We start from the raw sequence: 12,226 nt of genomic DNA, 5'->3' as shown, positions 1-12,226 counted from the left end.
CTCTGCCAACGGGATATGAATTCTACCGGAAAACCACGGGATCCAGAATTAATGCCCCTGCGCAAGCAACTCCGTCAGCCTCTTGACCCCTTCCGAGGCTCCGGCTTGTATATGCTCGATATCGTTGCGGTAAGTACGTACGTCTTTCGGGTCGATCAAATAGATCGGTTGGCCCCGGCGCACGTAGTTCAGCAATCCGGCGGCGGGATAGACGTTTAAGGAAGTGCCGATGATCACGAAGATATCGCAATCTTCCACCAGCTTGATGGATGGCTCTATCATCGGGACCGCCTCGCCGAACCATACGACGAAAGGACGCAACTGGTTTCCATGAGGATCTTTGTCGCCCAGGTGGATATCCGGGTTCTCCGGCGATAGGTCGTAGGTCGTATCCATATCCCTTACGGAACATGCCTTCATCAACTCGCCATGCAGGTGGATCACGTGGCTGCTACCCGCGCGCTCGTGCAAGTTGTCGATATTCTGGGTAATGATCCGTACGTCGAAATCTTTCTCCAAGGCAGCTAGGCCGAGGTGGCCGGCGTTCGGTTTCGTATTCAATAGTTCTCTTCTGCGCTGGTTGTAGAAATCGAGGACCAATTTAGGATTGGCGGCGAAGCCTTCCGGCGTAGCCACGTCTTCCACCCGGTATTTCTCCCACAACCCGTCCGAGTCTCGGAATGTGGAGATACCGCTCTCCGCGCTCATCCCCGCTCCGGTAAGTATGACTAACTTTTTCATCTGTTACTTGTTTAATGTATAGATGTATATTAACAGTTACGAAGTTACGACTTTATTTCGTAAAAAGCTTTGAATGAAATAAAAAGTTCTTACAAAACGTTGTTATACGATTAAAAGCATTACTTTTGTGGCTTATAATTAGTTGAACAAGAAAAAAAGAATGGATAAAGTAAGTTATGCGCTTGGCTTAAGTATCGGGAATAATTTCCAGAACTCAGGCATCAAGGATCTTCAGGTGGAAGATTTTGTACAGGGATTGAAAGACGTCTTGACGGAGGCAAAGCCCGCTCTCAGCTACGACGAGGCGAAACAGGTGATCAACGATTACTTCACGAAGCTTCAGCAAGAGAAACTGGAGATCAACAAGAAAGCCGGAGAGGAGTTCCTTAATATCAACAAGCATAAGGCCGGAGTGGTAGAGTTGCCTAGCGGTTTGCAATACGAGGTGCTGAAAAAAGGCACGGGCGCGATACCGACGGCCAATGATAAGGTAAAATGCCACTACCACGGCACGTTGATCAATGGCCATGTGTTCGATAGCTCCGTGCAGAGAGGCGAGCCCGCCGTATTTGGGGTCTCGCAGGTAATCCCGGGGTGGGTAGAGGCCTTGCAGTTGATGCCGGTAGGCTCGAAATGGAGATTGTTCATCCCGTCCAACCTAGCGTATGGCGAGCGTGGGGCTGGTGAGGCTATCGAGCCGAACAGCACGTTGATTTTTGACGTAGAGTTATTGGATATCGAAAAATAATATATATAGAGTAAAAGAAAAATGAAAAAGTTAAGTGTATTAGTCGCTACAGTGATTGTAGCAATGGGCGCTTCCTTCACCTCTTGCGGTGATTCTCACAAAAGCGCGAGCTTAAAGACTTCTGTCGATAGCGCGAGCTATGCTATTGGTATCAGTACGGGTGCCGGGTATAAGGAAAACTTGAAGACTTTGCCGGGCGGCGAGGCAAACGTGGATGATTTGATCGCCGGCTTTATCCAGGCTATCAAGGGAGATTCTTCTGCCATGAAGATGACTCCGCAGCAAGCTCAGCAATATTTGCAGACTTACTTCGTGGAGGCACAAGCCCGCGAAGCGAAGAAGACAAAAGAAGAGGGTGAGAAGTTCTTGGCGGAGAATAAGACAAAGGAAGGTGTTATCACGACCGAGAGCGGCTTGCAATATAAGGTAGAGAAAGAAGGTACTGGCGCGAAGCCGACAGCTACCGATAAGGTGAAGGTACATTATACAGGTACACTGTTGGACGGCACGAAGTTTGACAGCTCCGTGGATCGCGGCGAACCGGCTGAGTTCGGTGTCGGCCAAGTGATCAAGGGATGGACCGAGGGCTTGCAGATCATGCCAGTAGGTTCTAAGTATATCTTCTGGATCCCGTCGGAGTTGGCTTATGGCGAGCGCGGCGCAGGACAGGATATCAAACCGAACAGCGTATTGAAGTTCGAGGTTGAGTTGCTTGACATCGTAAAAGAGTAACAAACGGAAAAGTAAAAACGAAACGTTTGTAAGATAATAGGTGGGCAAATTATGCTAAAAAGCATTTTTTGCCCGCTTTTATTATTTATTGATCACTTTTTTCTTTCACAATGATATATGATTCAAATTTATTATATACTTTTGATACATTAAATCTAAATGCATATAATAAAGCGAATTTAAAATGGAGAAGATAGACAAACTGGACCGGCAGATATTGAACATTATTTCAAAGAATGCTAGGATTCCTTTTAAAGATGTTGCCGAAGAGTGCGGTGTATCTCGCGCAGCTATTCATCAACGGGTTCAACGCATGATTGATATGAATGTGATCGTTGGCTCAGGGTATCACATCAATCCTAAAATACTGGGGTATAATACGTGTACTTATATCGGCGTGAAATTGGAGCGCGGCTCTATGTACAAGGATGTTGTCCCCGAATTCGAGAAAATCCCCGAGGTGGTAGAATGCCATTTCACGACCGGCCCGTATACGATGCTGATCAAGCTTTATGCCCGTGATAACGAGCATCTGATGGAGCTTTTGAACTCCAAGATACAGGAGATACCGGGGGTTACGGCCACGGAGACGCTGATCTCTTTGCGCCAAAGCGTTAAACGCGAGATTCCTATCTGCAATATCAATGAATAAGACGAAGAATTATAGATCAGCCCGGCCCATTCCTGCGCCGGGCTTTTTTGTTTATTCGGCGGTATCGTCTATCTTTGTGATTCGTAATGATGTGAGGTTCTATGAGTAAATATATAGGGATATTCGTTTTCGTGTTTTGCCTGTTTTCTTTGGGGGTATACGCGGGGGAAAGTTTTCGTTTCCGGGTTTATTTAAAAGATAAAGGGGATTCCGGCTATACGCTGGATAACCCGGAGGAATATCTTTCCAAGGCATCTATCGAGCGGCGGGCCCGGCAGGGTATATCCGTGTCGGAGTCGGATCTGCCGATCGCCCGGGCCTATCTGGATACGTTGTCCGCTCACGGAGGGAAGCCAGTGGTAGAGAGTAAATGGTTCTCTACGGTCGTTGTATCGTGTCCGGATAGCTTGGTTGCCGAGCGTCTCTCTCGTCTCTCGATCGTAGATTCCGTGAAATGGGTCTGGAAAGGTGATGAGGAGAGCGGTATTCCCGCGGAGGAGGAGGATACCACACGGTTTACGCCGACCGATGAACCGGAGAAATCGCCTTACGGTTATGCCGAGGAGCAGATCAAGATGCTGAACGGTATCAAATTGCATGAGGCGGGATTTAAGGGGGAAGGAATGCGTGTGGCCGTGATCGACGCGGGTTTCATGAACGTAGAGCGGATCAGCGTGTTTGATTCCTTGAGATTGTTGGGGACGCATAACGTGGTCTTCCCCGGGCAGAGCGTTTTCGTGGGGGATGATCACGGGACAAAGGTCTTGTCTTGCTTGGCCGCTGACGCTCCGGGCTTGATGATCGGTACGGCCCCCCAAGCCGGATATTGGCTGATAAAGAGCGAGGATAGCCGTTCGGAGTTTCCTATCGAGGAGGATTATTGGACGGCGGCTATGGAGTTTGCCGATAGCGTGGGAGTAGACGTGGTCTCTTCCTCGCTGGGTTATTTTTCCTTCGACGTAGAGGAACTGAACTATAATCAGGATCAGTTGGACGGGAATACTTCCTTGATCAGCCGGGCCGCTAAGATGGCTTCGTCGAAAGGGATCTTGTTGTTTAACAGCGCCGGCAATGAGGGAGGCGGCAGCTGGGGGAAGATAACCTTTCCCGCGGACGCCCCGGATATACTGACGGTAGGCGCTGTCACGGATCGCAAGAAGAAAAGCAATTTCAGCTCTGTCGGTTTCACGGCGGATTATCGGGTGAAGCCGGATGTGGTAGCCTTAGGCACGGGTTGCTGCGTGATAGATCCCACCGGGAGTATCCGTTACGCGAACGGGACTTCTTTCGCTACGCCGATCTTGGCGGGATTGGGTGTTTGCCTGTGGCAGGCGTTTCCCGGTCTGACGAATAAGGAGATAATCTCTCTCTTGAAGCGTTTCGGAAGTAAGTTTGAGCGACCGGACGCGGAGTTGGGATATGGTATCCCGGATGTATATAAAGCCTATAAACAAGAGCGTAAATATGCGGCCAAGTCTAAATAACTTATCGGAGGGGAGAGAGGCTCTGTCGTTGCTGGAGCTGAATACTCGTATACGGGGAGCGCTGTCGAGGGCTTTCCCGGATACTTGCTGGGTACGTGCGGAGATGAGCGACGTGCGGGTGAATACCGCTTCGGGGCATTGTTATCTGGAATTCGTGGAGAAGAACGCGCAGACCGGGCAATTGGTAGCCAAGGTGCGGGGGTCTATCTGGGCGAAGACGTTTCGTATGCTGAAACCTTATTTCGAGATGGAAACCGGGCAGATGTTCGCCTCGGGCTTGAAAGTGCTGGTCAAGGTTTCCGTCGAGTTCCATGAGCTGTATGGGTTGAGCCTTACGGTATTGGATATTGATCCGGCTTATACGTTGGGAGATATGGTGCGTAAGCGCATGGAGATCATCCGGCAATTGCAGGAGGAAGGGGTGTTCGCGCTGAACAAGGAGTTGCCTTTTCCGCTACTTCCCAGAAGGATCGCTGTCATTACTTCCCCGACGGCTGCCGGCTACGAGGATTTTATGAACCAGTTGACACGGAATAAAGGAGGTTATCCGTTCTATACCAAATTGTTCCCGGCCTTGATGCAGGGAGAACGGACGGAGGCTTCGGTGATAGCCGCTTTAGACCGGATTTACCGGCATCAGGATCTTTTTGATGTGGTCGTGATTATCCGCGGGGGTGGGGCTACCTCTGATTTGAATAGCTTCGACTCTTATCTGTTGGCTGCGAATTGCGCTCAATTTCCTTTACCGATTATCACGGGTATCGGGCATGAGCGGGATGATACGGTCGTGGATCTGGTGGCGCATACCCGGATGAAGACACCGACCGCTGTCGCCGAGTTCCTTATTTCACGGATGGATAGCGTTGGCGAGGAGTTGGAAAGTTTGCGGCAGGGGGTGAGTTTATTGGCTATGGATATCCTATCCCGCCAGAAAAACTATCTACAATTGGTAGCTACCCGTTTCCCTTCTATCGTGGTAAACCGGATCGAGCGGAATCGCTCGGGGTTGCAGACGATAGCGAGTCGTTTACCTTCGATGGTATCGGGCCTGTTGTCTCGCCGCCAGTCGGTACTTGAGAATACGGAGCTTCGCTTACGGAACGGGGTCGCCTCTAAAATTTCCGAGGGAGGACGTTTTATCCAGCTTACGGAGCAGTTTGTCAAGATGGCTTCTCCCGATTATATCTTGAGGCGGGGATATAGTTTAACCCTGAAAGATGGCAAGATTATCAAGCATGCCGCCGATTTGCGGGCCGGCGATGAGTTGACGACCCGTTTCATCGATGGTGAGGTAAAAAGCATTATTAATACGGTTGACAAGTGACAGTTGCCTTGCGTTTGGATTAACGGCCAACTGTCATTTGCCAACTGTCAACTAAATAAAGAAGGTTATGGCAAAGAAAGAGGAAACATATAACGAGGCGGTAGAGAAGCTTCGAAAGATCGTAGCCGAGATCGAGCATGGAGACTTGGATGTCGATATCCTGTCGGAGAAGGTAAAAGAGGCTACCCGTTTGATTAAGCTCTGCAAGGAGAAATTATATAAGGTGGATGAGGAAGTTAAAAAAGTATTGGAGGAGTTGGATTGATGGATAAGTACGTCTTGATCGTAGCCGGCGGCAAAGGCCTGCGTATGGGGGGAGATCTGCCGAAACAGTTTATTCCCATGCGAGGGAAACCCCTTTTGATGCATACGTTGGAGGCTTTTCATCGTTGGGATGCTTCCGCGCGTATAATCCTTGTCCTTCCGGAAGATCATCTACCGTATTGGAATATGCTTTGCAAGGAAATCGGTTGCAAGGTTCCGCATGCGATCGTGAAGGGGGGAGATACTCGTTTCTTTTCGGTCAAGAATGGATTGGGTTGGATTTTGGAGGAAAGATGCCGGAAAGGGATTGAGGAGGGCGATCTGAGCTTGGTCGCCGTGCATGATGGTGTTCGCCCTTTCGTCTCTCCGGAGGTTATCGGGGCTTGCTTTGACAAGGCGGCTGCCAAGGGAGCCGTTATCCCGGTAGTTCCGATGATCGATTCTCTGCGCGAGACGGACGGAAAAGGGAGCCACCCGGTAGACCGTTCCCGCTATGTGGCAGTACAAACCCCGCAAGTGTTCGACCTGGGGATATTGGCAAAAGCTTATGAGCAACCTTATTCGTCTCTGTTTACGGATGATGCCTCCGTGGTGGAGGCGATGGGGCATGCGATCGATACGGTTCCCGGCGATCGTGAGAATATCAAGATTACCACCCCTTTTGATTTGTTAATAGCGGAAGCGATGTTTGCCCGGTAAAACCTGAAAAATCATAAACGTTATGCTGGACCTTGATAAGCGATCGATCACGTACTTGCCGGGAGTAGGGCCCAAGAAGGCGGATATCCTGCAAAAAGAGGCGGGGATATCCTCGTATGAGGACCTGCTTTTTTATTTCCCCTATAAATATATAGACCGTAGCCGGTTTTATAAGGTCGCGGAGATTAGCGGGAATATGCCTTATATCCAACTAAAGGGGCAGATCCTTTATTTCGATACGCTGGGCGAGGGACGGAGCAAACGTTTGGTGGCTAAGTTCTCGGATGGTACGGGTACGATTGACCTGGTATGGTTCAAGGGCTTGAATTATGTGACGGATAAATACCGCCTGAATACCGAATATATCGTTTTCGGAAAACCTACGGAGTTTGGGCATACCTATAATATACCGCATCCGGATATCGATTCCCTGGATCAGGCAGATCAAGTGGCGAAAGGCTTGACCCCGTTTTACAGTACCTCGGAGCGGATGAAAAAGTCTTTCCTAAACTCCCGGGCGATCCAGAACCTGCAATATACCCTGTTAAGCTGGTTGAACTGGGAGGTTCCGGAGACGCTTTCCCCCGATGTGCTGGAGCGTGTCCGTATGATGTCTATGACGGAGGCGATGCGGAATATCCATTTCCCGGAATCTGCCGTTAAGTTACGCGATGCCCAGCTACGTCTGAAGTTCGATGAGCTTTTCTTTATACAATTGAATATATTGCGTACCGCTAACGTCCGGAGGTTGAAGCTGAAGGGGATCTTGTTCCCCACGGTCGGACATTATTTCAATACCTTTTATAAGGAGTATCTGCCTTTCGAGCTGACGAATGCCCAGAAGCGGGTGGTACGTGAGATCCGGGCCGATATGGGGAGCGGACGGCAAATGAACCGCTTGTTGCAGGGAGACGTGGGAAGTGGTAAGACATTGGTGGGCTTGTTGGCGATGCTGCTGGCGATAGATAATCATTGCCAGGCATGTATGATGGCGCCTACCGAGATATTGGCGGCCCAGCACTATGCCACGATCATGGGATTCCTGAAAGATATGGACGTGAAGGTCGCCCTTTTGACAGGCTCTACCAAGAAAAAGGAGCGGGATAAGATATTGCCGGCCATCGCTAGCGGTGAGATACAGATCGTGATCGGGACGCATGCGCTGATCGAGGAGACGGTGGTTTTTGCTTCGCTGGGATTAGCGATCATTGACGAGCAGCATCGTTTTGGCGTAGAGCAGCGCTCGCGCCTTTGGAAGAAGAACGCGGTCGTCCCGCATGTGCTGGTGATGACGGCTACCCCGATTCCCCGTACCTTGGCGATGACTTTGTATGGAGACTTGGATGTATCGGTGATCGATGAGTTACCGCCGGGGCGCAAACCGATACAGACTCTCCATCGCTATGATAATAAAAAGGCGCAGCTTTATGAGTTCCTCCGGAAAGAGATACGGAAAGGACGGCAGGTCTATGTGGTGTATCCGTTGATTGAAGGAAACGAGAAACTGGATTATAAGGACTTGGAGGCTGGTTTCGAGACGTTCAAGGAGGTTTTCCCCGAGTATAAGGTTTGTATGGTGCATGGCCGCATGAAAGCGGCGGATAAGGAGAAGGAGATGCAGAAGTTTATCTCCGGTGAGGCGCAGATCTTGATGGCGACTACGGTCATAGAGGTCGGCGTGAACGTGCCGAACGCCTCGGTTATGGTGATCGAGAGCGCCGAGCGTTTCGGCTTGTCGCAACTTCACCAGCTTCGCGGCCGGGTAGGTCGCGGCGCTGAGCAGTCCTATTGTATCTTGGTCTCTTCCTATAAGCTGAGTAACGATACCCGGAAACGGCTGGAGATTATGGTGAACAGCACGAATGGTTTTGAGATTGCGGAGGCAGATCTTCGTCTTCGGGGGCACGGGGACTTGGAAGGTACCCGGCAAAGTGGCGAGGGGATAGACCTTAAAATAGCGGATTTGGCTGCCGACGGGCAAATACTTCAATACGCGCGGGATATCGCTCAGGGAGTTCTTGACGAAGACCCCGAATTATTGTCCGAACAGCATCGGATATTGAGCGAAAGGCTCAAAACTCTATTCGCTAGGAAGATAAATTGGGGGATGATTAGCTGATATGTTGTGAAACATATTATTGCGCAAGGCATTGATATTTAATCTGTTTGTTCGCTAATTTCGCTTCCTCAAAAAGTTATTGCAGAAATTTTTCGTTAATCGATTTTGCCGGGTTATTCAAATTTCCGAACTTTGACAAGTTGACAATCAGGCAGAGATGCCGGGTATTGCTGTTTTATCCTGAATTATAAGAATGAAAGTTATCAAAAAATGAGTATAAAAACATATCTATTCATTTGTTGTGCCGCTGCGATGGTATCGACCGCGAGTGCGGAAAATCCGGAGAAACCGGAGACCCCCAGCCATCCGACCCACAAATTGATGGACAAACGTGTATCGGAATTGATGGCCGACCGTGTCGGTTTTAAGAAGGATATGGCTCTGAAAGAGCTTGCGGAGATTAATGAGAGAGCGGAGCTAGAGGCGAGAGAGAACTTGATGTTTCCGGCAGATGAGCTATACGGTGAATGGACGAATGAATGGGTGAATCCTTTCCGGGGTAAAAAGGTGGATATGCCGGATTCTTGCGTGATTGATTGTTCGACGTTTGTGTTGCCGATCGACACGATGATTCGGGTCACCTCTAAATACGGACCTCGCCGGCGCAGGATGCATAGGGGGATTGACTTAAAGGTTCAGGTTGGCGATACGATCCGTGCGGCTTTCGATGGTAAGGTGCGTATCAAGAATTTCGAGCGCAGGGGATATGGCTATTACTTAGTGGTTCGTCATCCGAATGGCTTGGAAACTGTATATGGCCATTTGTCTAAGTTCTTGGTCGGTATAAATGATATCGTCCGTGCGGGAGACCCGATTGCCTTGGGAGGTAATACAGGACGCTCCACCGGTTCTCACCTGCATTTCGAGACCCGTTTCTTGGGCCAGGCTATCAACCCCGCCGATATTATAGATTTCGAGAGTTGTGTGCCTCATCAAGACCAATATGTGTTCCGTAATGTGAAGATCAACGGACGTAAGAGTAATATTTATACTTCTTCCAATAACCAACTGGTTTACCACCGTGTAAAATCCGGTGACACTTTAGGTAAGATCGCCCGTATATACGGAACGACAGTAGGTGAGCTTTGCCGTCTGAATGGATTGAAAAGCACTTCGGTGTTGCGTATAGGGCAGTCTATTCGCTGCAACGCCGGAATAGAGACAGCGGCCAAGGCGACTTCCAAAAAACAAACGCGGAAGAAATCAACCGCTTCCAGCCCTTCCGGGAAAATCACGGTGCAGGCAGGCGCTTCCGCTACCGCTTCTTTAGGTAAAAGCGCGAATACGATGAATGATACGGAGGCTACACCGGTTTACCACCGTATTAAATCGGGCGATACACTTGGCGCTATCGCGAAAAAATATGGTACTTCCGTCAAGAAGCTTTGCGAATTGAATGGTATCACTAAGACTACCGTGTTGCGTTTAGGACGCTCATTACGTTGTTCATAACTAATATATAAGATGTAAGGAAACGAAAGGAAGCCGCTTTGTTAGCGGCTTTTTTCGTTGTAACCTCTTCCCGTTTGCCTTATTAGCTTTTGTTGTCTTGAATTTGAGAGAACATCTACGGCTTTTTTCCTATATTCGCGGGTATAATCTAGGATAGTATGCCAAATACAAAGGAACAATTCGAGCGAGTGATCTCCCTGTGCCGGGAGCTGTTCGAGAAGAAGTTGGAGGATTACGGGCCTTCGTGGAGGATTATGCGCCCCCAGTCGGTTACCGACCAGATATTTATCAAGGCGAACCGTATCCGTAGCTTGGAGATCAAGGGAACGAGTATGGTGGACGAGGGAATTCGACCGGAGTTTATCGCCATCGTTAACTATGGCGTGATCGGTTTGATCCAATTGGCGCTGGGATTTGCGGATACGACCGATATCACGATAAAGGAGGCCTTGGATTTGTACGATAAATATATTACGAAGACGAAGGAACTGATGTACGCCAAGAATCACGACTACGATGAGGCGTGGCGCGGTATGCGTATCAGCTCGTATACGGATCTTATCTTGATGAAGATTTACCGGACTAAGCAAATCGAGAGTCATGGGGGCAAGACGCTTGTCTCCGAGGGAGTGGACGCGAATTACATGGACATGATCAATTATGCCCTTTTCGGCTTGATCAAGCTGGAGTTTGGCGAGGAATGAGCTGCATGGAATATAAGGAGACTGTAAAGAAAGTGATTGCGGAGGCCTGTCGGCTGTTGTTGGGAGTTGTCTTTATCTTCTCCGGGGCGGTGAAGGCTGTCGATCCCATGGGAGGAGCTATTAAGATTGGCGATTATCTGACTTCCTTTGGGCTGGATAAGCTCCAACCTTTCACGGTCTTGATCTCCTTCAACTTGTCTGCGTTGGAGTTCATGCTGGGTATCTGTATGTTATTAGGGGTGTACCGGCGGTATACGACCTTCTTGACTTTGTTGATGATGTCTTTTATGACACCGCTCACGTTGTACCTGGCGATCTTTAATCCCGTGTCGGATTGCGGTTGCTTCGGGGATGCCTTGGTAATCAGTAATTGGCAGACCTTCTATAAGAATATCGTGCTCTTGGCTGCCGCTATTTATGTGTTCATCCATAATCAACGGCTTTTGCAAGGCTATACCTTCCATGTCTATTGGTTCGTGGCTTTGTGGGCGTATGTCTTTGCGATCGGTTTTGCTTACCGGAATTATAATCATTTGCCGATACTGGATTTCCGTCCCTATAAGTTGGGAGCGAATATCCCGGCCTTGATGTCCGTGCCGGAAGGTGCGCCGGAGGACGAGTATGCGTATTCTTTCATTTACGAGAAAGATGGCGTACGGAAAGAATTCTCCTTGGAAAATGTTCCTGCCGATGATAGCACGTGGACTTTCGTAGATTCAAAGACCGAGCTGATCAAACAAGGATACGTTCCTCCCGTCACCGGATTCCTGATTTATGACAAGGATGGCGCGGATGTGACCGCCCGGTTGCTGGACGATCCGAAAGGCCTTTTCCTGCTGGTCGCCCCCCGTCTGGAGAATGCGGACGACGAACGTATCGATGAGATCAACAGCGTATATGATTATGCCTTGGAGAATGGCCTGGGTTTCTATTGCGTGACGGGCTCTTCCGCTGAAGCCATCGCCACGTGGAGCGATAATACCGGTGCCGAGTATCCGTTCCTCATGGCCGACGATGTCCTTTTGAAAACCATCATCCGCTCCAATCCCGGATTGGTCTTGCTGAAGAAAGGTACGATCTTGATGAAATGGCACTACAACGATATCCCGCAGGAGGAAGATCTGAAAACGATCATAAACGGCTATCTGGAAGGAAATACCGACTGGAAAGCGAAAGAAGATGCCCGGCTAATAACCAACTTATTGAGTTTTACCGTACCTTTGTTGTTGGTTTGGGGATACGATGCCTTGCGCAATCGCCGTCGCCGGAAAGGGAAAAAGCCGGAATAGAGATTTATTTGTATTACA

12 protein-coding genes are annotated in these 12,226 nt (G+C 49.3%); 11 read left to right on the top strand and 1 reads right to left on the bottom strand.

Going from position 1 to position 12,226, the window contains the following annotated elements; translation table 11 throughout:
* Window positions 1–48: 48 nt before the first annotated feature.
* Window positions 49–741: an NAD-dependent deacylase gene (locus Q0110_RS12290; RefSeq protein ID WP_297906598.1), complete on the bottom strand. Its 693-nt coding sequence runs from the start codon at window positions 739–741 to the stop codon at window positions 49–51.
* Window positions 742–901: 160 nt separating this feature from the next.
* Between Q0110_RS12290 and Q0110_RS12285 the strand changes: the two genes are divergently transcribed.
* The 11 genes from Q0110_RS12285 (at window position 902) to Q0110_RS12235 (ending at window position 12,208) form a co-directional block, all read left to right on the top strand.
* Window positions 902–1,489, top strand: a complete 588-nt coding sequence (locus Q0110_RS12285) for an FKBP-type peptidyl-prolyl cis-trans isomerase (protein ID WP_297906595.1) — start codon at window positions 902–904, stop codon at window positions 1,487–1,489.
* A 21-nt stretch (window positions 1,490–1,510) separates the two neighbouring features.
* On the top strand, window positions 1,511–2,221 hold the full coding sequence (locus Q0110_RS12280) for an FKBP-type peptidyl-prolyl cis-trans isomerase (RefSeq protein ID WP_297906592.1): 711 nt from the start codon (window positions 1,511–1,513) through the stop codon (window positions 2,219–2,221).
* A 184-nt stretch (window positions 2,222–2,405) separates the two neighbouring features.
* Window positions 2,406–2,873, top strand: coding sequence for an Lrp/AsnC ligand binding domain-containing protein (locus Q0110_RS12275; protein WP_005860962.1), 468 nt, complete (start codon window positions 2,406–2,408; stop codon window positions 2,871–2,873).
* A gap of 101 nt (window positions 2,874–2,974) precedes the next feature.
* Window positions 2,975–4,357 (top strand): S8 family serine peptidase, encoded by a 1,383-nt coding sequence (locus tag Q0110_RS12270; protein ID WP_297906570.1) that lies wholly within the window; start codon window positions 2,975–2,977, stop codon window positions 4,355–4,357.
* Window positions 4,338–5,681, top strand: coding sequence for an exodeoxyribonuclease VII large subunit (gene xseA / locus Q0110_RS12265; protein WP_297906567.1), 1,344 nt, complete (start codon window positions 4,338–4,340; stop codon window positions 5,679–5,681). The genes Q0110_RS12270 and xseA overlap by 20 nt, the downstream gene beginning before the upstream one ends.
* 67 nt (window positions 5,682–5,748) lie before the next feature.
* On the top strand, window positions 5,749–5,946 hold the full coding sequence (gene xseB, locus Q0110_RS12260; protein ID WP_297906564.1) for an exodeoxyribonuclease VII small subunit: 198 nt from the start codon (window positions 5,749–5,751) through the stop codon (window positions 5,944–5,946).
* On the top strand, window positions 5,946–6,644 hold the full coding sequence (locus Q0110_RS12255; RefSeq protein ID WP_297906561.1) for a 2-C-methyl-D-erythritol 4-phosphate cytidylyltransferase: 699 nt from the start codon (window positions 5,946–5,948) through the stop codon (window positions 6,642–6,644). The genes xseB and Q0110_RS12255 overlap by 1 nt, the downstream gene beginning before the upstream one ends.
* 22 nt (window positions 6,645–6,666) lie before the next feature.
* Window positions 6,667–8,763, top strand: a complete 2,097-nt coding sequence (recG, locus tag Q0110_RS12250) for an ATP-dependent DNA helicase RecG (RefSeq protein WP_297906559.1) — start codon at window positions 6,667–6,669, stop codon at window positions 8,761–8,763.
* Window positions 8,764–8,973: 210 nt separating this feature from the next.
* A complete protein-coding gene (locus Q0110_RS12245; protein ID WP_297906556.1) occupies window positions 8,974–10,215 on the top strand; it encodes a LysM peptidoglycan-binding domain-containing protein in 1,242 nt (413 codons plus the stop codon).
* A gap of 158 nt (window positions 10,216–10,373) precedes the next feature.
* A complete protein-coding gene (locus tag Q0110_RS12240; protein WP_297906553.1) occupies window positions 10,374–10,919 on the top strand; it encodes a DUF1599 domain-containing protein in 546 nt (181 codons plus the stop codon).
* Between the two features lie 5 nt (window positions 10,920–10,924).
* The gene (locus Q0110_RS12235; protein WP_297906639.1) at window positions 10,925–12,208 is read left to right on the top strand and encodes a BT_3928 family protein; all 1,284 of its coding nucleotides are present in this window, start codon (window positions 10,925–10,927) and stop codon (window positions 12,206–12,208) included.
* Window positions 12,209–12,226 lie beyond the last annotated feature (18 nt).

The sequence above is a fragment of the uncultured Parabacteroides sp. genome (assembly GCF_947855115.1).
Classification (GTDB): Bacteria; Bacteroidota; Bacteroidia; order Bacteroidales; family Tannerellaceae; genus Parabacteroides.
This window is presented reverse-complemented; position numbering and strand designations above follow the sequence as displayed.